This window comes from Rhizobacter sp. P5_C2, from assembly GCF_054049715.1.
The window spans coordinates 91,670-111,638 of record NZ_JBFULV010000008.1 but is presented as its reverse complement, the minus strand read 5'-3'; the positions used below and the strand labels follow the sequence as shown (position 1 = coordinate 111,638).

Here is a 19,969-nt window from a genome sequence, read left to right as displayed (position 1 = left end):
GGCGACCGCCGCTGGCCGGTCGACGCGGCCAGCCGCGTGCGGCCGCGCTGGCCGGCGCGCGGCGACGCCGTCGCGCTGCGGTCCTACCTGTCGGTGGTGCAGGCCGCGCGCGGCGTGCTGCGCGATGACGACCTGCGCGCCCAGGTGCAGGGCCGCAGCATCGTGATCGGCGCGAGCGCGGTGCTGAACGACCGGGTGCAGACGCCGCTCGGCCCGCGCTGGGCGCCGGCGGCGCTCGCGCAGATGCAATCGGCGCTGGCGACCGGGGCGTTGTTCGCGCCGCCGCGTCTCGCGCTCGATGCGCTGTGGTGGCTGCTCGCGTTGCTGCCCGGCGTCATCGCACTGTGGCGCGGCAGGCTGCGCTCGCACGCCGACCTGGCCTGGTGCGTCGCCGCCGTGCTCGCGCTGGTGCTGCTCGATGCGGCCGGTGTGCTGTGGCGCGCGCAGCTGTCGAACGTGCTGCAGGTGCTGGTGCTGCCGATCGGCCTGGCCGCGCTGTCGCAGTGGCAGGGCCGCCGCGTGCTGCGCGCCGAGCGGCTGCAACTGGAGCGCGAGCGCGCCGGCGCCGAGGCCGCGAGCCGCATGAAGAGCGAGTTCCTCGCGCACATGAGCCACGAGATCCGCACGCCGATGAATGCGCTGCTCGGTTCGGCCGAGCTGCTCGCGCAGACCCGGCTCGACGAGCGCCAGGGCCGCCACGTCGCGCTGTTCCAGTCGGCCGGCGCGAGCCTGATGGAGATCCTGAACGACCTGCTCGACCTGTCGAAGATCGAGGCCGGCCTGCTGGAGCTGCACCGCCAGCCGTTCTCGCTGGTCGAGCTGGTCGCGAGCCAGACGGTGCTGTTCGAAGCGCGCGCATCGCAGAAGGGGCTGCGGCTGCTGACGCAGTTCGATCCCGAGCTGCCGGCGGTGGTCGATGGCGACGCGCCGCGGCTCGCGCAGGTGCTGCGCAACCTGCTGGGCAACGCGGTCAAGTTCACGCACCGCGGCAGCGTGACGCTCGCGGTGAACCGGGTGCCCGACACGCCGGGGCAGCTTCGCTTCGAGGTGCGCGACAGCGGCATCGGCATCCCGGCCGATCGGCAGCGCACGATCTTCGAGGCCTTCACGCAGGCCGACAGCGGCGTCGCGCGGGCCTATGGCGGCACCGGCCTGGGCCTGACGATCAGCAGCCGGCTGGTGGCGCTGATGGGCGGGCGCATCGGCGTCGAGAGCCGCGAGGGCGAGGGCTCGTGCTTCTTCGTCGAGCTGGCGCTGCCGGTCAGCACCGATCCGCCGGTGGCGGTGTGGGCGCCGAGCACGCCCGAGCCCGACGGTGCGATGCAGACCTCGCTGCGCATCCTGCTGGCCGACGACAACCCGCAGAACGTGCTGCTGGTGCAGGCCTACCTCGAAGGCGAAGGCCACCGGCTGGACGTGGTGCACGATGGTGCGGCGGCCGTCGAGCGCTTCGCGGCGCAGCCCTACGACCTGGTGCTGATGGACGTGCAGATGCCCGGCATGGACGGCTACCAGGCGACCGCCGCGCTGCGCGCGCTGGAGCGGCGGCGCGGCAGCGCCCCGGTGCCGGTGGTCGCGCTGACCGCGAACGCGCTGCCCGACGACGAGCGCCGCAGCCTGCAGGCCGGCTGCCAGGCGCACCTGACCAAGCCGTTCTCGCGCGCGCAACTGCGGCGCGTGATCGCCCGGCTGACCGGCGCGGACGAGCGGGCGGAAGCCGGTGAACGCCCCGAGATCGCCGCCTTCGCCGACGCGCCGCCGCCGTTGCCGGCGCTGGCCGCGCTGCCCGGCTTCGACCTCGCGACGGCGCTGGCGCGCATGGAAGGCCAGGTCGGCCTCTACCTGCGCGTGCTGCACGCCGCGCGCGATGCGATCGGCGCGTGGCGCGGCCGTTTTGCGGTGGCGCAGGCGGCGGATGATGCGGCGCAGGCGCTGCGGCTGGCGCATGACCTGAAGTCGACCGCGGCCACCTTGGGTGACGTGCCGCTGGCCTCTGCGGCCGCCGAGGTCGAGGCCTTGCTGCGCCAGAACGCGGCGGTGCCGTCGGAGTTGCTCCTCGAACTGGAAACGCAGATCCAGCTGTTGCTGGCGGCGCTGGCTGAGCTGTAAATGCGTCGTTTGCTGATCAGCAATTCGGCGGGATTCTATAAGTTATGAATTTCTCGCTTATTTGCTGTACAGCAAATCTGTCTCTACAATGCCTCCGATGGAAGCTGACAGTGCTTGGCCCCGCAAACTGCTCGATCAGTTCGTGCTGGCGCTTGAACAGGCCACCGGCAAGGCAGTGACCGTCATCGAAGTCGCTTTCGACGGCGACGCGCGTGCCGAAGGACTGCTGCGCCTTGCCTCGGGACAGATCCTGTCCTTCGAATGCAGGCGCGCACCTTACCCGCGAGACATCCGCGAGGCCATCTTCAAGCTGCGACAGCCTCGGAATGCGCCGGCGGACTCGCCCCGGCACGCCGTCGATCAAGCGGTGCTGATCAGCCCGCACCTGACGGAATCGGCGCGCACCTTGCTCCGCGAAGGCCACTTCGGCTACTTCGACGGCAGCGGCAGCATGCACCTGGAGTTCGCCGACCTGCTGATCCACATCGATCGGCCGTCGCCGAAGCAGGCAGCCCGCCGCACCCGTTCGGTCCATGCCGGCGCCAGCGGCTCGGTCGTGCTCGAGATGCTGCAAGCGCGCGGCACCTGGCAGACCGGCGCCGAATTGGCGATCCGCAGTGGAACCTCCACCTTCACGGTGTCACAAACGGTCAATGAGCTGGCGCGGCTGGACCTGATCGAAACCAAGGGCGAAGGTCGTGCCTTGCTGCGCCGGCTGACCCATCCCGACAAGGTTCTCGATGAATGGGCAGCGGCCACCCGGTCCAGGCGGGAGGCGACCTCGCACTGGTATCTGTTTGCGCAGGACCCTACGACATTGCTTCACACCATGGCGCAGAAAATCGGCCGCGACCCCGGCACGTTCATCACCGGTGCTGCGGCAGCCAACCACTACGCCCCGTGGCTGACGAGCATCGACGTGGTCGACGTGGTCGTCCCGCCCGGAGCCTCGCAGGCCGTGGCCGCGGCGCTGGAACTCAAACCCGCGAAGGCCGGGTTCAACGTGCGGCTCATCGAACGCGTCGTGAACGGCACGTCATCCATCCAGGCCGGCCAGGTGGGCGACGCTGCCTGCAACCTCGCCAGCCCGCTGGTGGCCTACGCCGACACGCTGGATGGTCGAGGCCGCAACAACGAGCTGGCCCAGCATCTGCGCGCCACCGTGCTGGGTGTCGACCCGGAGAACGGCCATGACGAGCGACAAGCCGGCGACCGCTGACGGCTACACCGAGGCGCAGACCCTGGCCTGCGAACAGGCGCTGGTCAACCTGCTGCGCGGCTTCGGCACGCTGAAGGACACGATCCGCCTCGTCGGTGGGCTGGTGCCGCGGTACCTGACGCCGCGGCAGGACAACCCCTTCGTGCCGGCCCATGCGGGCACGCAGGATGTCGACGTGGTCCTGAATCTCCAGGTGCTGGCCGACGAAGGCGCCTACTCGACGCTGGCCGACCAGTTGCGGGCGCTGAAGTTCGAGCGCGCCAGGAATGCCGCCGGTGCCCCCGTGAGCTGGCGTTGGCAGCGCGCCGTCGGCGAGCACCGTCATGTCATCGTCGAATTCCTGCAAGACCCCCTCGAAGAACGCGTCCACCAGCGTGTCGGCACCGTCCCGGCAGAAGGCATTTCCGCCGTCCGCATCCCGCACTGCGGCGTGGTCCACCAGTGGTACCGCGAGATCGAGATCACCGCCGAGCTTTTCGATGGCGGCGGCAAGGCCACCGAGGTCGTGCGCCATGCCGATCTGGTGGCCTTCATCCTGCTGAAGGCCTTGGCGTGCGGGCAACGCAACGAGCCGAAGGATGTGGGCGATCTGCTGCACGTCCTCCGGTATGCGGGTCCCCTCGAAGAGACCGCGACACTCTTCGCGCAACGCATGGCCACCGGCTTGCACGCTGAGGCCTTCCAGCAGACGCTGGCCACCTTGCGCCGCCGATTCTGCGATGGCCAGGGCGTGGAGGGACATGAGCGCGACGGCCCGGCACAGTACGCGCGGTTCCTGTACGGCGACGATCCCGATCTGGAACAGGAACGCGCCAGGGAGCGCCTCTTCGCAGCGGGAGCGGTCACCCGCTTTCTTGAACTCGTCGAGCGCTCAGCCCGCTCCTGACGCCGCGACGCCGACATCCGGCGACACACGCGCCCACAGTACTTTACGAACCTCCGCACAGCGAGCCGCCATGCGGGTTGCCGCGTGCCGGCGTGGCGATGGAAGCGATTCCTGACACCGATCCGTCATGTGCGCTGCCTAGAGTCCGCCGCGCTCACCCACCCTTCCGGACCCAGCCATGCGAAGCATCATCACCGCACCAGCTTTCTCGACGTCCCGCACCGCCTCCCTGACCCTGCTCGCCGCCGCCGTGCTCGCGGCCTGCGGCGGCAGCGACAGCTCGTCGCCCGCCCCCACCCCCACCGTCAGCGGCGTCGTCACCGCGACCCAGTTCGTCKCCGGCAGCGCGACCGACCCGACCGTCAAGGCCTCGTATTACCAAGGTGCCAAGGTCTGCGTCGACGCCAATGCCAACGGCGTCTGCGACGCCGGCGAGAACCCGGTCGTCACCGATGCGCACGGCAAGTTCACGATCACGATGGCCACCAAGGCGGCACTGATCGCCGACATCGGCACCGACGCCACCAACACCGCCAGCGGCGCCAAGGTCGCGAGCCGCGACGTGCTGCGTGCCTCGCTCGACCAGGTCGTCGAGCAAGCCGGCGGCAGCATCGTGATCAGCCCGCTGTCGTCCGAAGTGCTGCGCACGATGGAAGCCAACGGCAGCACCTACGCCGCCGAGAAGCAGAACCTCGCCAGCCGCATCGGCGTCAGCGCCGCCAACCTGCTGGCCGACGTCAACGGCGTGACCGGTGCCGAACAGGCCGCGATGCTGGCCGAAGCCAAGGTGCTGGACAACCGCTTCACCTTCGCGATCACCAAGCTCGACCGCGGCGACCTCTACCCCGACGCGCTGGCCGTGCCGGGCGGCGATCCGCGCCTGAAGGGTGCCGCCAACGTGACGCAGGCCACCGCACCGGCCGGCGACGACACCCGCGCGAAGATCACCTTCGCGCAGGCCGAGCAGGCGGCGTTCAACCTCGAAGGCGTTCCGCGCTACGACAACGTGTTCGTCGTGATGCTCGAGAACAAGGCCACGTCGTCGATCGCCGGCTCGCCGTTCGCACCGAAGATCAACGCGCTGCTGAAGGCCGGCAACCAGCTGACCTCGTACTACGCGACCGGCAACCCCAGCGAGCCGAACTACACCGCGCTCGGCGGCGCCGACGACTTCGGCATCACCGACGACAGCCAGTGGAACTGCGACGCCACCGGCGACAACGCCGTCAAGGACCTGCCGCTGCCGGACAAGACCCAGACCGGCCTGGCCAGCTCGCCGTTCGCCGCCACCTGCACGCAGGCCGTCGGCGTCAACCACAACATCACCGCGCCGAACCTGTTCAACGCGCTGAGCGCGGCCGGCCTGACCTGGCGCACCTACAACGAGTCGATCAACCCGGGCCAGGACTACCGCACCGACAGCGTGGCCGATGCCGCGGTGATCGCGGCCGACCACGTCTACGCGCCCGGCACGCTCGCCGGCAACACCGCGCAGATCGGCACCACCGGCCTGGCGCTGCCGCTGCCGGCCGGCCTGTACAAGACCAAGCACCACCCGGGCATGGCCTACCAGAACGTGCGCAGCGCGGCGGAATGGAAGTACAGCAACCGCACGATGGGCGGCGGCCAGTGGGATGCGGTGCTGAAGAACGGCACCGCCTACGGCGTGCCGGCGAACTACGACGTCGACCAGCTCGGCACCGACCTCGCGAGCGGCAACATCGGCACGCTGAACTTCCTGGTGCCCGACCAGTGCGACGACATGCACGGCATCTCGGTCAAGGGCAGCGTGGCAGGCGGCGCCACCGGTGTCACCGCGAGCGACTGCAGCAGCGTGGCCAACAACGTGCCGAACGCCACCGGCGGCGCGATCATCGCGCGCGGCGACAACTACGTCGACGCGCTGGTCAAGCGCATCCAGGATTCGCCGATCTGGAAGAACCCGAACAAGCGGGTGGCCATCGTGCTGATGTTCGACGAAGGCAACGCGACCAGCGGCTTCAACTCCTGCTGCGGCTGGAATGTGTCCAACAGCGAGAAGTCCAAGCCGCTGAAGCAGAACAGCGACGGCAGCTTCTCGCCGGACGCGACGGTGAACAACTACACGCGCGGCAACCGCGGCCACGGCCAGAGCATCTTCGGCATCCTGAGCAACCAGGCCTCGGCACCGAAGGGCGTCAGCGACAACGACGCGTACAGCCACTTCTCGCTGGTGCGGACCTTCCAGGACATGTTCCAGCTGGCCGACCCGGCGGTCGATGCGACGTACATGAACCGCTCGAAGTACACCGAGCGCTTCATCGCGGCCAACATCATGAACCTGCCGGAGTTCGCGAGCAGCGCCGACACCCACTTCGACGCGGTGCGCCCGATCAACCACGCCTTCGTCGCACCGGCCGGCTACACGGCCAAGCAGTCGGCCGACGTGACGACCGCGGCGCAGATCGGCCCGGACCCCGTGCAGACCAGCGTCTGGTCCCTGAAGTAAGCCGTACCGCCGCCGGCTGCGGGACACCCCGTGGCCGGCGGCACCTTCATCATGCAAATCAAATCGTTCCACCAGGCCGCGGCATTGATCGCGGCCTTCGCGCTGGCGGCTTGCGGAGACGGCGCGCCGAGTGCGGCGCCCGCCGTGGCCGCCGCCTCGGCCGCGGGCGCCGCACGATCGTCCACCACGCTCAGCCTCGCTGCCCAGGTCGGCGAGAAGATGTTCGTCGACGCCCGCTTGTCCGGTTCCGGCCAGCTCGCCTGCGCCAGCTGCCACGACCCGAAGAACGCCCACGCACCAGCCAATGACCTGGCGGTGCAGGCCGGCGGCGCCGACCTGAAAGCAGCCGGCACGCGCGCCGTGCCCTCGCTGCGCTACAAGGACGTGACGCCGCCCTACGCCGACCTGTTGGACAATCCCGACGGCATCAGCGTGCCGGGCCCGGGCGGTGGCTTCGCGTGGGACGGCCGCGCGGCGACCCTCGCCGAGCAGGCCCGGATCCCGCTGCTGGCCGCCAACGAGATGGCCAATGCCGATGCCGCCGCGGTGGTCGCGACGCTGAAGGCCGGCGCCTATGCGGACCTGTTCCGCCAGGCCTTCGGCGCCGATGTGTTCGCCGACACCGACACCGCGTTCGCCAAGGCGGGCCTCGCGCTGCAGGCCTACCAGCTCGAGGACCGCAGCTTCCACCCGTACTCCAGCAAGTACGACCTGTACGCCGGCAACAAGATCGGCGGCACGCTGACGCCGGCCGAGGTGCGCGGCTTCAAGGTGTTCGCCGACCCGCAGGTGGGCAACTGCGCCTCGTGCCACTACCAGGGCGCGGGCCTGAACGGCAGCTCGGCGCTGTTCACCGACTTCTCGTACGAGGCGATCGGCGTGCCGCGCAACCCGGCCATCCCGGCCAATGCCGACCCGGCCTACGTCGACACCGGCCTGTGCGGCCCGCTGCGCAGCGACCACCCGCCCGCCGCCGGCAACACCTTCTGCGGCATGGTGAAGGCCCCGACGCTGCGCAACGTGGCCACCCGCAAGAGCTTCTTCCACAACGGCGTGATGCATTCGCTGGAGCAGGTGATCCGCTTCTACAACACGCGCGACACGCTGCCGGAGATCTGGTACCCGACCGTCGGCGGCAAGCCGAAGGCCACGCCGGATGCCGGCTTCCCGACCTACGGCCTCGTGAAGACGCAGTACGTCGGCGGCAAGGTGCAGAAGTACGACGACCTGCCGCCGCAGTTCGTCGCCAACATCGACACCCAGATGCCGCTGGACGGCCGCAAGGCCCACAGCGCACCGCCGATGAGCGAGCAGAACATGGCCGACCTGGTCTGCTTCCTGAACACGCTGACCGACGGCTACCAGCCGCAGGCGGCGCCCGCTTCCAACGCTCCCTGCACGCCATGAGCTCCTTGCCTCTGAACCCCCTGTCCTTCCGGCTGCTCGCGCTGATGGGCGCTGCGCTCGCCATCGCCGGCTGCCACCCAGCGCCCGACCAGGCCACCTTCACCGCGGCGATGAACACCTACCTCGCGAAGCGCGGCGACCTGTGCCTGGGCAAGTCCGCCTGGCCGATCGACGTGACCCAGCACGAGATCGACGCCGGCGGCCGCAACGCGCTGCAGATGCCGGTGCTGGAACGGCTCGGGCTGGCCAGCTCCAGCGTTGCCGACGTGGTGGTCGACGACGAGGGCACGAAGCACGCAATGAAGGTGCGCCGCTTCGAACTCACCGAAGCCGGCAAGCGCTACCTGGTGCAGCGCGATGCGAAGACGCGCGACTTCTGCGCCGCGCACCTGACGCTCGACCGCGTCGTCGGCTGGAAGCTCGACCGGGGCGAGCACGGCCCGGACACGCATGCACGCGTGACCTACACCTACCAGGTCGAGGCGGCACCGTGGACGCGCGACGGCGAGATCCAGAAGGTGTTCCCGGTGGTGGCCGGCGTGGTGCGCGGGGCCGGCACGGCGCAGCTCGAAGAGAACTTCGTGCGCACCGAGCAGGGCTGGGTCGCGGTGGACCTGCTGGGCACATGACGGCCCAGCTGCGCTTTGCGCCGGCGCTCGGCGAATGGGTCGCGCAGCACCTGGCGCAGGGGCAGCCGCCGGGCGCGCTGGTCGACGCGATGCGTGAGCGGCAGGTGGCCCCGGCGGCGGCTCAGGCCATCGTCGACGCCTTCGTGCAGGCGCGCGAGCGCGGCCTGCCCTTGCCGGTCGACACGGTCGCGCTCGGTACGCGCCTGGCCGAGGGGCCGGTGGTCGAGACGAACGACCGCTGCATCCGCGTCGCGATGCGCGCCGAAGCGCCGGTGCTCGCGGTGCTGCAGGACGTGCTGGACGCCGCCGAATGCGACGAGCTGATCGCGCTGGCCCGCCCGCGGCTCACGCCGTCGACGCTGGTCGACCCGATGAGCGGCCGCGACGTGGCGAGCGGCCTGCGCGGCAGCCTGGGCATGTTCTTCCGGCCGGCCGAGACGCCGCTGATCGCGCGGCTGGACCGGCGGCTGGCCGAGCTGATGGGGCTGCCGGTGTCGCACGGCGAAGGCTTGCAGCTGCTGCACTACCCGGCGGGGGCCGGCAGTGCGCCGCACTTCGATTTCCTGCAGCCGTCGAACGAGGCCAACCTCGCGTCGATCGCGCGCAGCGGCCAGCGCATCAGCACGCTGGTGTGCTACCTGAACGAGGTGGCGGCCGGTGGCGAGACCGACTTTCCGCAGCGCGGCCTGCAGGTCACGCCGCAGCGCGGGCAGGCGGTGTACTTCGAGTACGACGGGCTCGACGAGGGCTCGCTGCACGCGAGCCGCCCGGTGCTGGCCGGCGAGAAGTGGGTCGCGACGAAGTGGATGCGCGAGCGGCCGTTCGTCAGCCTCTGAGCGATCAGCCGAGGACCGGCTCGGCCTGCGGCACCAGCCCGCCGCGGAACACCTCGAAGATCAGCATCAGCGGCCCCTCCGGCGTGACGATGCGGTAGGCCCGGCTGGCCCGCGAATCCGGCAGGCCGACCACCTTCCACAGGCCGGCCTCGAGCGCCGGTTCGCTCTCGATCGGCTGGCGCTGCACGAACAGGCGGGCCAGCAGGTGGCCGATCGGCGCGGCGCCTTCGTCGAGGCCGCGCAGGAACCAATCGGGCACCGCGTCGAGGCGCGTGTACGACAGGTTGTCCATCAACACCTGGCCGCCCGCCACCAGGCTCGTCACCCGCTCCAGCCACGACGTGCCGCCCAGTTGCTCGGCCACGGTGCGCGGCACCTCGGCCGTGCGGTGCTGGTGGTGCAGCAACACCTGCACCGGCAGGCCGCACATCGCCGAGCAGGTGCGCGTGGTGGAGCCGTCCTGCGCCAGCAGCAGGCGGCGCAGCGATTCGTGCCGTGCCGACCCGGGGAAAAGTTGCCGCTCTACACTCATGCGCCCTGTGTCCTGTGCGTGTACTGCGTGGCTGATTTCGGTTCGAGCATCCTACCCCTGCCGCTGGCAGCCACCCCACAGGCCCTCTGCGCCCGCTTGCTGGCGCGCGGACCGGCCACGCTGCTGGAGAGCAGCAAGCCGATGCCCGGGCTGTCGGGCTGGTCGTACGTGGCCGGGCCGCCGGCCGCGGTGCTCGAGACCGATGCGCAGGCCACCTGGCTGCGCGATCCGCACGGCCACGTGCTCAGGCACTGGAGCGACCCGTTCGACGCGCTGCGCGACGTGCTGGCCCGCACCGCGCTGCCGGCCGGTGACGCACGGCCCGCCGGCCTCGACTTCGCCGGCGGCTGGCTGGGCTGGCTCGGCTACGACCTGGCACGCCATGTCGAGCGGCTGCCGGTGCAGGCCGCGATCGACCCCGAGCTGCCGATGCTGCGATTGCTGCTGTGCGACCAGGTGCTGGCCCACGAGCATGCGACGCAGCGCTGGTACGCCTGCCGCAGCCACTGGCCCGGCCTCACCGATGCGCGCGACGCCGCATGGCAGGCCTTGCTGGCCGCCGCGGCCGGCCCGGCACCGCTCGCGACGCAGTTCCGCGCCGGCGAAATGCGCTCGCGCACCCCGGCCCCGCGCTACCTGCAACAGGTGCACGAGGTGCTCGGGTTGATCGCGCAGGGCGACATCTTCCAGGCCAACCTGTCGCACCGCATCGAAGGCGACTTCGAGGGCGACCCGTTCGCGCTGTATCGCCGGTTGACCGCGGTGAACCCGGCGCCGTTCGCCGCCTACCTGCCGCTGCCGCGCGGCGCGATCGCGAGCGTGTCGCCGGAGCGCTTCCTGCGGCTGGACGGCCGCGACGTCAGCGCGCGGCCGATCAAGGGCACGCGCAGCCGCGGCGCCGATGCGCAATCCGACGCGCAACAGCATGCGGCGCTGGCCGCGAGCGCGAAGGACCGGGCCGAAAACCTGATGATCGTCGACCTGATGCGCAACGACCTGGGCCGCGTCGCGCAGGTCGGCAGCGTGCGGGTGGACGGCCTGTTCGAGATCGAGGCGCACCCGAGCGTGTTCCAGATGGTGTCGACGGTGCGGGCGCGGCTGCGCGACGGCGCCGGCATCGCCGAGCTGCTGCGCGCCTGCTGGCCGCCGGGCTCGATGACCGGTGCGCCCAAGGTGCGCGCGATGGAGATCATCGAAGCGCTGGAGCCGGTGCGCCGCGGGCCGTACGCCGGCGCCATCGGCTACTTCGACGCGGCCGGCGGCATGGACCTGTCGGTGGTGATCCGCACCGCGGTCGTGCACGACCAGCGGGTGATGGTGCAGGTCGGCGGCGCGATCGTCGCCGATTCCGACCCGCGCGAGGAACTCGACGAGACGCTGGCCAAGGGCCGGCTGCTGTTGCACGCCTTGCGCGAGGGATCGACACTGCCGCTGCAATGAACGCCGCCGTGAGCCCCGCCAACCACCTGCTGACCGCCGTGCACCGCCGCCGCCTGCGCGAGGTCTGGCGCTCGGCCGGCTGGCCGTGCCAGGACCTGATCGAGGTCGAACTGCTGTTCCTCGGGCTGGTCGAACGGGTGCTCCAGGCCTCGGGCCACGAGACGCTGCGCGTCACCGAGGCCGGCATCGCGGTGCTGGCTGAGACGCTGCAGCGCAACCGCGCGCGGCGGGATGCGCACGAGCAGCTGGTCGAGCGCGTCGCGCGCGAGATGACGCACGCCGGCCGCCTCGCGTGGCGCGGACTGTCGGTGCGCGCGAAGGTCGACGAGGGCTGGGTGATGGCGATGCCCGACGTGTTCTCGATCCGCCACACCACCGTCGAGGCCTACCTCGAACCGATCGTGCACGAGGTCAAGGTGCAGCGCAGCGACCTGCTGTCGGACCTGCGCCGCGCCGCCAAGCGCGCGGCCTACCTGCAGCTGAGCAGCGAGTGCTGGTACGTGCTGGCCGAGGGCATCGCGCGCGCCGACGAGATCCCGCCCGAATGCGGCGTGCTGGTGGCGCGCGGCGATGGGCTCGAGGTCGAACGCGCGGCGCCGCGGCGGCCGATGCGCATGCCCTTCCACCTGTGGATGGCGCTCGCGCGCGCGACGCCGCTCGAAGGCTGGCGCGACGAGGACGCGCAGGCGCACCTGGGGGCGCAGCCTTCGTTGCCAGGCGAATAAGGTCTGTCGGATTTCGAGGATCGATCCATCGCGATTGCGCCACACTGGACGCCTAGCGCCCCGGGAGATGACCATGAGAACCCAACCGCCCTTCGCGATCCTGAGTTTGCTGGCCCTGCTGGCCGCCTGCTCCCGGCAGGAAGCGCCGCCGCCTGCTGCGGCCGCCCCTGTCGTCAGCGCCGCCGCCAGCGCGCCGCACGACGCCCCCGGGATCGCCTGGCGCCAGGCCGCCAGCGACGCCGATGTCGATGCCGCCTTCGCCGACGCGAAATCCGCGAACAAGCCGGTCTTCGTCTACTGGGGCGCCAAGTGGTGCCCGCCCTGCAACCAGGTCAAGGCCACGCTCTTCAACCGGCAGGATTTCATCGAACGTTCGCGCGCCTTCGTGCCGGTCTACATCGACGGCGACAGCCCGGGCGCGCAGAAGCTGGGCAGCCGCTTTGCGGTGCGCGGCTACCCGACGATGGTGCTGTTCAACCCGGCGGGGGCCGAGGTGACCCGCCTGCCCGGCGAGGTCGACGCCGCGCAGTACACGCAGGTGCTGACGCTCGGCATCAGCGCGCAGCGGCCGGTGAAGGCGGTGCTCGCCGATGCGCGCACCGGCAGCGCGGGCCTGTCGGCCAACGACTGGAAGCTGCTCGCGTTCTACTCGTGGGAGACCGACGAGCAGCAGGTGCTGCCGAAGGCGCAGTCGGTCGCGGTGCTGCGCCAGCTCGCGCAGGGCTGCCCGGCCGACCAGCCGGAGACCTCGCAGCGGCTGCTGCTGAAGGCGCTGACCGCCGGCGACGCGGCGCAGGTGAAGGCAACGCCGGCCGACCGCGAGCGCGTGCTCGCGCTGCTGGCCGACCCGGCCGCCGCGCGCGCGCAGATGGACGTGCTGACCGTCAGCGCCGCCGACCTGGTGCGGGTGCTGTCGGCCCCGAAGACGCCGGCGCGCCCGCCGCTGCTGGCCGCCTTCGACGGTGCGCTGAAGGGCTTGCAGGCCGACGCCACGCTGTCGCGCGCCGACCGGTTGACGGCATTGATCGCGCGCGTCGACCTGGCCCGCATCGATCTCGCGAAGGACGCCGCGCCGACGCTGCCCGAGGCACTGCTGACCGAGGTGCGCGAGCAATCGGCGCGCGCCGACCGCGAGATCACCGACGGCTACGAGCGCCAGGCGGTGATCACCAGCGCAGCCGACATGCTGGAGATGGCCGGCCTGCTGGACGAATCGGACGCGCTGCTGAAGGCCAACCTCACGAAGAGCCATTCGCCGTACTACCTGATGCTCGGGCTGGCTTCCAACGCGAAGAAGCGGGGCGACAAGACCGGCGCGCTGCACTGGTACGAAGAATCGTTCGAGAAGAGCGAAGGCCCGGCGACGCGGCTGCAATGGGGCGCGCGCTACCTGGCGGCGCTGGTCGACCTGTCGCCGCAGGACGATGCGCGCATCGAGCGCGCGGCGCAGCAGCTCTTCACCGAAGCCGCCGGCCAGCCAGGCGCCTTCTACGAGCGCAGCGGCCGCTCGCTGCAGCGCGCCAGCGACAAGCTGCTGGCCTGGCAGCGCACGCCCGGCCAGCGCGCGGCGGTCAAGCGGCTGCAGGCGCAACTCGACACGGCGTGCCGGCAGCTGCCCGACGGCGACAGCCAGCGCGCGACCTGCGACGCGCTGCTGAAGGCGCCGGCCCGCAAGACGACCTGAGGCCCGGCCGCTACTTGATGGCCGCCTTCTTGCGCGCGCCCAGCTGCAGTTCGTAGCGGGCGCCCTTGTCGCGGTCGGCGAACTGCAGCGTGTCGCCCTGCCAGGCGTAGTCGGCGCTGAACTCGTCGAGCTGCATGCTGCCCTGTGTCAGCACGGCGTCGAGCTGGCTGCTGTGCAGCTTCAGCCGGTAGACGATGTCGCTGACCTGCACGCGCACCTGCTGGCCGCTGCGCCAGTCGACCTCGGCCGGGCCGCAGCTGGGCGCGGCCTCGGACGTGGCGACGCACAGCCGGGCCTCATAGCGGCCGACCGTCGGGGCGGCATGCGCCCCCACTGCCATCGCGGTGCACAACCCCACGATGGCGCTTCGGAGATGAATCACGTCAAGCCTTCCGCCTTCAGCGCGTCTTGCACGGCAGGGCGCGCGCCGACCCGCTCCACATACGCCGACACGTTCGCCAGCCCGCTGAGTTCGACACCCACGCGCGGCGCCCAGCGGCTCACGGTGAAGAGGTAGGCATCGGCGATGCTGAAGTGCTCGCCCATCAGATAGGCCTTGCCGCTCAGCTGGCCGTCGAGCCAGGCGAAGCGGCCCTGCAGCTTGCTGCGCATCACCGCCTTCGCCTCTTCCGGCATCGCCGGATTGAACAGCACGCCGAAGCCCTTGTGCAGCTCGCTGGTGATGAAGTTCAGCCACTCCTGCACCCGGTAGCGCAGCATCGTGCCGTTGGCCGGCACCAGGTTCTTCGTCGGCACCTGGTCGGCGATGAACTGCAGGATGACCGGGCCCTCGGTCAGCCGCTCGCCGGTGTCGAGTTCCAGCAGCGGCACGTAGCCTTTCGGACTGATCGTGTAGTAGTCGGTGCCGTCGGCGAGCTGGTGCGTCTTGGTGCTGGCCAGCACCGGTTCGAAGGCGAGGCCGGCCTCGCGCAGCACGATGTGGGGCGACAGTGAGCAGGCGCCGGGGCTGTAGTAGAGCTTCATGATGAAACCTTCGTCGGGGTGGCGGACCCCGTTATTACACAGCGTGCGTGCGGCCGGCGCCATCGGGGCCGAGGAGGTGCCCGTGTCGGCTAATCTCCCGCCTTTGCACCCGCATCCACACTGGAGCCCGCATGCCGCGCCAAGTCCTTGAAGAATCCCGATTGCACCCGGCGATCCGCGAGAAGGTCGCCACATGGCACGCGGACATCGTCCACAACGTGCAGGCCGCCGCCGCGTCGAACCCGGTGCTGGTGGTCGGCATGGCGCTGAACCCGCACTGCCGCGGCGTGCGCCGGGCGCTCGAGGCCGCCGGCATCGCGCACCACTACCTGGAGTTCGGCAGCTACTTCAGCCTGTGGCGGCCGCGCAGCGCGCTGAAGATGTGGACCGGCTGGCCGACCTTCCCGATGGTGTTCGTCAAGGGCTCGCTGGTCGGCGGGCAGACCGACGTGCAGCGGCTGATCGACAGCGGCGAGCTGAAGCGGCTGCTGGGCGAATGACGCGCGGGTTCTTCGCCACGCTGCTCGGTGCGCTGCTCGCCGGTACCGCGCTGCCGGCCCGTGCCGCCGACGATGCGACGACGCCCTGCCGCGTGATCGGCCTGCGCAACGAGGTGCGCTGCGGCCAGGTGCGGCGTCCGCTCGATCCGGCCCGGCCGGCGGGTCCGCAGATCGATGTGCACTATGTCGTCGTGCCGGCGATGGCCCGGCGCAAGCTGCCCGACCCGGTGTTCCTGCTGGCCGGCGGGCCGGGCCAGAGCGCGATCTCGCTGGCCGGCAGCGTGATGCCGCTGTTCCAGCGCCTGAACAACCGGCGTGACATCGTGTTCGTCGACCAGCGCGGCACCGGCCGCTCGGCGCCGCTCGCCTGCGACGACGGGCCGCAGAACGCGCAAGACGGCAGCCCGGAGGCGACGCTCGCCGACGAGGCCGACCCGGCCCGGCAGTTCGCCCGCATGGCCGCCTGCCGCGACCGCCTCGCGGCGCGTGCGCCCCTCGCTGCGCCGGCCGACCTCGGCTTCTTCACGACCACGCTCGCGATGCAGGACCTCGATGCCGTGCGGGCACAACTGGGCGCACCGCGCATCGACCTGGTCGGCGCGTCGTACGGCACGCGGGCCGCGCTGGAGTACCAGCGCCAGTTCCCGGACCGATTGCGGCGCAGCGTGCTCGACGGCGTCGCGCCACCCGACATGGTGCTGCCGGTCAGCTTCTCGACCGACGGCCAACAGGCCTTCGATGCGCTGCTCGCCGCCTGCGAGGCCGAGGCCGCCTGCACGCGCGCGCACCCTTCGCTGCGTGCCGACTGGAAAGCGTTGCTCGCCGGCCTGCCGCGCGAGGTCGGCGTCCCGCATCCGCTGAGCGGGCGCATCGAACGCTTCACGCTGACGCGCGAGATGGTGCTGGGGGCGGTGCGTGGCACGCTGTATGCGCCGTGGATCGCCGCCGCGCTGCCGACCGCGCTGCACGACGCAGCGCAGGGCCGCTTCGAAGGCCTGGTCGGGCTGGGTGGCTTGCTGAGCGCGCGCAAGGGCATGGGCCTCGCGATGGGCATGCATTTCAGCGTCGTCTGCGCGGAAGACGCGCCGCGGATGGCCCAGGCGAGCGACCCGCCGGGCGCCGACTTCGGGCGCGCGCTGGGCACGCTGTACGCGCGCGTCTGCGCCGATTGGCCGCGCGGCGCGGTGCCCGAGGCGTTCTACCGTCTGTCGGCCAGCGCCACGCCGGTGCTGCTGCTGAGCGGCGGGCTGGACCCGATCACGCCACCGCGCCATGCCGACCGCGTCGCGCGCGCGCTGGGCGCGCAGGCGCGCTCGGTGGTGGTGCCGAACGCGGGCCACGGCGTGATGGGCGTCGGCTGCGCGCGCGACCTGATCCAGCGCTTCATCGACGCGGCCGACGATGCCGCGGCACTGGCGCTCGACACCACCTGCCTAGTCGCGGTGCCGCGTCCGCCGGCCTTCGTGCCGCTGCAACCCGGAGCGCCGACATGATCCGCATCGACCACGTGGCCAAGCGCTTCACCGCCGCGCGCGGTCGCAGCGTGCAGGCCGTCGCCGACGTGCACCTGCATGCCCCCGACGGCTGCATCACCGGCCTGCTCGGGCCGAACGGCGCCGGCAAGACGACGACGCTGCGCATGCTGGCCGGGCTGATCACGCCGGATGCCGGCCGGCTCGAGGTCGACGGGCTCGACGTCGCCACGCAGCCGCGGGCCGCGCTCGCGCGCATGGGCGTGCTGGCCGACGCGCGCGGGCTGTCGCTGCGGCTCAGCGCGCGCGAGAACATCGTCTACTACGGCCGGCTGCAAGGGCTCACGCGCGACGCCGCCCATGCGCGCGCCGAGGCGCTGGCCGAGTCACTCGACCTGAAGCCGCTGCTCGAACGCCGCACCGACGGCTTCAGCCAGGGCGAGCGCATGAAGACCGCGCTGGCCCGCGCGCTGGTGCACGACCCGGCGAACATCGTGCTGGATGAGCCGACCAACGGGCTGGACGTGCTCGCCACGCGCGCGCTGCGCGAGGTGTTGCGCCACCTGCGCAGCCCGGCCGGCGGCGGCAAGTGCATCGTCTTTTCGACGCACATCATGCAAGAGGTGGAGCGGCTGTGCGACAGCGTCTCGGTCGTCGCGCACGGCCGCACCGTCGCCAGCGGCACGGTCGCCGAGCTGCTCGCGCAGACCGGCGAGCAGGATTTCGAGGAGGCCTTCGTGAAACTCGCCTTTGCCGAGGAGCTCGCGCACCCGGCGCATCTGGAGACGCCGGCATGAGCGGCCTGTCGTTGCTGGCCATCGTGCTGCGCAAGGAGTTGGCCGACGCGCTGCGCGACCGCCGCACGCTGATCGTCGTGCTGATCTCCAGCGTGCTGCTCGGACCGCTGGTGCTGGTCGCGCTGTCGGGCCTGATCGCGACGCTGGAGGCGCAGGCCGAGAAGCGCGAGGTCGTCGTCGCCGGCATCGAGCATGCGCCGGCGCTGCGCAACTTCATCGAACGGCAGAGCTACGTCGTGACGCCTGCCCCGGCCGACTACGAGGCGAAGCTGCGGGCACAGAAGCTCGGCGATCCGGTGCTGGTGATCCCGTCCGGCTTCGAGGCCGCGCTGGTGCGCGGCGAGCAGCCGGTGCTGCAAATCGTCTCCGACACCGGCAACAAGGCGGCCGAGGCCGGTGCCGGCCGCGTGCAGCGGCTGCTGGCGGCGTACGCCCGCGAGCGCGGCACGCTGAGCCTCGCGCTGCGCGGCGTGTCGCCACAGCTGCTGGAGCCGATGCAGGTCGAGGAGCACGACCTCGCCAGCGCGCAGGGCCGCGCCGCGCAGCTCACCGGCATGCTGCCGTTCTTCGTGATCATGGCGGTGGTCTACGGCGCGCTGAATGCCGCGCTCGACACGACTGCCGGCGAGCGCGAGCGCGGGTCGCTGGAACCGCTGCTGGCCAACCCGGCGCCGCGCTGGGCGCTGGTCGGCGGTAAATGGGGCGCGGTGTTCGCGCTCGCGATGCTGATCGCGGTGCTGTGCTGCCTGAGCTTCCTGCCGGCGCAGTGGCTGCTGCGCAGCGACACATTGCAGGCGATGTTCCAGTTCGGCTGGCTCGAGGCGCTGCTGTTCATCGCGTTGCTGCTGCCGCTGGCGGCGGCGCTGTCGGCCTTGCTGATGGCGGTGGCGATCCGCTGCAAGACCTTCAAGGAAGCGCAGGCGAACAGCACGGTGGTGGTGCTGGCGGCCTCGCTGCTGCCGCTGATGACCCTCTTCAACCAGGGCGGCGAGGCCTGGTGGCACGCGTGGGTGCCGGGCCTCGCGCAGTTCACGCTGATGACGCGCGTGCTGAAGGGCGAGGTGCTGGCGATGCAGCCGATCGCGATCTCGCTGGGCGTGTGCACCGTGCTGACGGTGGTGAGCGTCGTCTTCGTCGCGCGGCACCTGCGTGCGGCGGCCGTCCGCTAGAGATGACGACGCCCCGGACGGCGGGCATCATGTCGGGATGAGCACTGCACCCCTTTCCCTCGACGCGTTGCAATGGCGCTTCTGCCGCTTCGACGAACTCTCGCTGCGCGAGTTGCACGACATCTACATGACGCGCCAGCAGGTCTTCTCCGTCGAGCAGAACTGCGCGTACCTCGATGTCGACGGCCATGACGAAGCGGCATGGCACCTGGCCGCGTGGCTGCCTTCGCAGCGCCAGCCGCTGGCCTACGCACGGCTGCTGCCGCCTGGCGCGAAGTATGAGGAGCCGTCGATCGGACGGGTGATCACGGGCGAGGCCGCGCGCGGGCTGGGCCTGGGCCGCGAACTGGTGCGGCGCGCGATCACGCATGCGGGCGAGGTGCTGCCCGGACACGGGATCCGCATCTCGGCGCAGTCCCGCCTGGAGGCGTTCTACGCGAGCTTCGGGTTCGAGGTGGTTGGCGAGCGCTACATGGAAGACGGGATCCCGCACACCGAGATGGTGCTGGCAGCGGGCTGACGCGGCGCGACCCTCACGCCGCGCGGTCCAGTGCTCGCTGCACCTCGTTCTGCCACGGCAGCGTGTGCACGATCTCGTTGAGCCGCATCGCCACTTCCATGCCGCTGAGCTTCTCGCCGCCGGCGCCCAGCAGCTGCAGGTTGGTGATCAGGCCGAGCGGGTCGGCCATCGCGACGATGCCTTGCTCGAGCTGGACCCAGTCCCAGGCCACGCCGGCCGCGCCTTCGGAGAGTGGCCCGCCCCACAGCGTCTGGCCGGTGCTCGGGCCGTCGTCATCACCGGGATTCAGCACGCGGGTGCCCAGGTGAACGAAGTGAAGATCGGGGGTGCTGTCCGCTTGCCACTTGACGGGTGGCCAGGCGTAGATGGTCCATGCAGGCGTCATAGCGGTTGATCGTGTTGATCCCTGAGTTTTGTGATTGGCCAATAATGTGGTCAAGTCCAGGGCACGCCAAGCTGTAAACCTTGCCAGCTGTAATTTCTGTCAGCTGTAAGACCTGTCAGGTCGCTTGAGGTAGTGAGGACGAAGCAAACGGTTGCGAGGTGAGAGGACCATGCTGCAAGGTGGGTAC

Annotated in this window: 19 protein-coding genes; 15 read left to right on the top strand and 4 right to left on the bottom strand. The window is 70.9% G+C overall.

Translation table 11 applies throughout. From position 1 onward, the window contains the following. The 7 genes from ACXJLU_RS04760 to ACXJLU_RS04730 form a co-directional block, all read left to right on the top strand. A partial coding sequence (locus ACXJLU_RS04760) for an ATP-binding protein (RefSeq protein WP_457329322.1) occupies positions 1–2,109 on the top strand: 2,109 nt, incomplete at its 5' end. A gap of 97 nt (positions 2,110–2,206) precedes the next feature. Further along, positions 2,207–3,328: a type IV toxin-antitoxin system AbiEi family antitoxin gene (locus tag ACXJLU_RS04755; protein ID WP_457329321.1), complete on the top strand. Its 1,122-nt coding sequence runs from the start codon at positions 2,207–2,209 to the stop codon at positions 3,326–3,328. Next, positions 3,300–4,214: a hypothetical protein gene (locus ACXJLU_RS04750; RefSeq protein WP_457329320.1), complete on the top strand. Its 915-nt coding sequence runs from the start codon at positions 3,300–3,302 to the stop codon at positions 4,212–4,214. The genes ACXJLU_RS04755 and ACXJLU_RS04750 overlap by 29 nt, the downstream gene beginning before the upstream one ends. Positions 4,215–4,392: 178 nt before the next feature. After that, positions 4,393–6,702, top strand: coding sequence for an alkaline phosphatase family protein (locus ACXJLU_RS04745; protein WP_457329319.1), 2,310 nt, complete (start codon positions 4,393–4,395; stop codon positions 6,700–6,702). Positions 6,703–6,753: 51 nt separating this feature from the next. Continuing rightward, positions 6,754–8,109 carry a cytochrome-c peroxidase gene (locus tag ACXJLU_RS04740; protein WP_457329318.1) on the top strand — a complete coding sequence of 452 codons (1,356 nt, stop codon included), beginning with the start codon at positions 6,754–6,756 and terminating at the stop codon, positions 8,107–8,109. After that, the gene (locus ACXJLU_RS04735; RefSeq protein WP_457329317.1) at positions 8,106–8,738 is read left to right on the top strand and encodes a hypothetical protein; all 633 of its coding nucleotides are present in this window, start codon (positions 8,106–8,108) and stop codon (positions 8,736–8,738) included. Before ACXJLU_RS04740 ends, ACXJLU_RS04735 begins: the two co-directional genes overlap by 4 nt. After that, complete coding sequence (locus ACXJLU_RS04730; protein ID WP_457329316.1) at positions 8,735–9,574, top strand: 2OG-Fe(II) oxygenase; 840 nt, start codon at positions 8,735–8,737, stop codon at positions 9,572–9,574. The genes ACXJLU_RS04735 and ACXJLU_RS04730 overlap by 4 nt, the downstream gene beginning before the upstream one ends. 4 nt (positions 9,575–9,578) lie before the next feature. Here the strand turns inward: ACXJLU_RS04730 and ACXJLU_RS04725 are convergent, their stop codons facing one another. Beyond that, positions 9,579–10,106, bottom strand: a complete 528-nt coding sequence (locus ACXJLU_RS04725; protein WP_457329315.1) for a chorismate--pyruvate lyase family protein — start codon at positions 10,104–10,106, stop codon at positions 9,579–9,581. Between the two features lie 96 nt (positions 10,107–10,202). Between ACXJLU_RS04725 and pabB the strand changes: the two genes are divergently transcribed. From pabB to ACXJLU_RS04710, 3 genes are all read left to right on the top strand, one after another. Continuing rightward, positions 10,203–11,546, top strand: a complete 1,344-nt coding sequence (pabB, locus tag ACXJLU_RS04720) for an aminodeoxychorismate synthase component I (RefSeq protein ID WP_489742047.1) — start codon at positions 10,203–10,205, stop codon at positions 11,544–11,546. Continuing rightward, a complete protein-coding gene (locus ACXJLU_RS04715) occupies positions 11,543–12,271 on the top strand; it encodes a hypothetical protein (RefSeq protein WP_457329313.1) in 729 nt (242 codons plus the stop codon). The genes pabB and ACXJLU_RS04715 overlap by 4 nt, the downstream gene beginning before the upstream one ends. A 73-nt stretch (positions 12,272–12,344) precedes the next feature. Continuing rightward, positions 12,345–13,955 carry a thioredoxin family protein gene (locus ACXJLU_RS04710; RefSeq protein WP_457329312.1) on the top strand — a complete coding sequence of 537 codons (1,611 nt, stop codon included), beginning with the start codon at positions 12,345–12,347 and terminating at the stop codon, positions 13,953–13,955. Positions 13,956–13,965: 10 nt separating this feature from the next. Here the strand turns inward: ACXJLU_RS04710 and ACXJLU_RS04705 are convergent, their stop codons facing one another. Then, entirely contained in the window at positions 13,966–14,337 is a 372-nt protein-coding gene (locus tag ACXJLU_RS04705) for a hypothetical protein (protein ID WP_457329311.1), read from the bottom strand. Further along, positions 14,334–14,939, bottom strand: coding sequence for a glutathione transferase GstA (gene gstA, locus ACXJLU_RS04700; RefSeq protein ID WP_457329309.1), 606 nt, complete (start codon positions 14,937–14,939; stop codon positions 14,334–14,336). The genes ACXJLU_RS04705 and gstA overlap by 4 nt, the downstream gene beginning before the upstream one ends. A 131-nt stretch (positions 14,940–15,070) precedes the next feature. Between gstA and ACXJLU_RS04695 the strand changes: the two genes are divergently transcribed. The 5 genes from ACXJLU_RS04695 to ACXJLU_RS04675 are packed head-to-tail and all read left to right on the top strand — an operon-like array spanning position 15,071 to position 19,397. Then, on the top strand, positions 15,071–15,439 hold the full coding sequence (locus tag ACXJLU_RS04695) for a glutaredoxin domain-containing protein (RefSeq protein ID WP_457329308.1): 369 nt from the start codon (positions 15,071–15,073) through the stop codon (positions 15,437–15,439). Further along, positions 15,436–16,932, top strand: coding sequence for an alpha/beta hydrolase (locus ACXJLU_RS04690; protein ID WP_457329306.1), 1,497 nt, complete (start codon positions 15,436–15,438; stop codon positions 16,930–16,932). The genes ACXJLU_RS04695 and ACXJLU_RS04690 overlap by 4 nt, the downstream gene beginning before the upstream one ends. Next, a complete protein-coding gene (locus ACXJLU_RS04685) occupies positions 16,929–17,708 on the top strand; it encodes an ABC transporter ATP-binding protein (RefSeq protein WP_457329305.1) in 780 nt (259 codons plus the stop codon). The genes ACXJLU_RS04690 and ACXJLU_RS04685 overlap by 4 nt, the downstream gene beginning before the upstream one ends. Continuing rightward, positions 17,705–18,877: an ABC transporter permease gene (locus ACXJLU_RS04680; protein WP_457329304.1), complete on the top strand. Its 1,173-nt coding sequence runs from the start codon at positions 17,705–17,707 to the stop codon at positions 18,875–18,877. The genes ACXJLU_RS04685 and ACXJLU_RS04680 overlap by 4 nt, the downstream gene beginning before the upstream one ends. Positions 18,878–18,914: 37 nt before the next feature. Further along, a complete protein-coding gene (locus tag ACXJLU_RS04675) occupies positions 18,915–19,397 on the top strand; it encodes a GNAT family N-acetyltransferase (protein ID WP_457329302.1) in 483 nt (160 codons plus the stop codon). A gap of 13 nt (positions 19,398–19,410) precedes the next feature. Here the strand turns inward: ACXJLU_RS04675 and ACXJLU_RS04670 are convergent, their stop codons facing one another. Next, on the bottom strand, positions 19,411–19,782 hold the full coding sequence (locus ACXJLU_RS04670; RefSeq protein WP_047503652.1) for a DUF4902 domain-containing protein: 372 nt from the start codon (positions 19,780–19,782) through the stop codon (positions 19,411–19,413). Positions 19,783–19,969 lie beyond the last annotated feature (187 nt).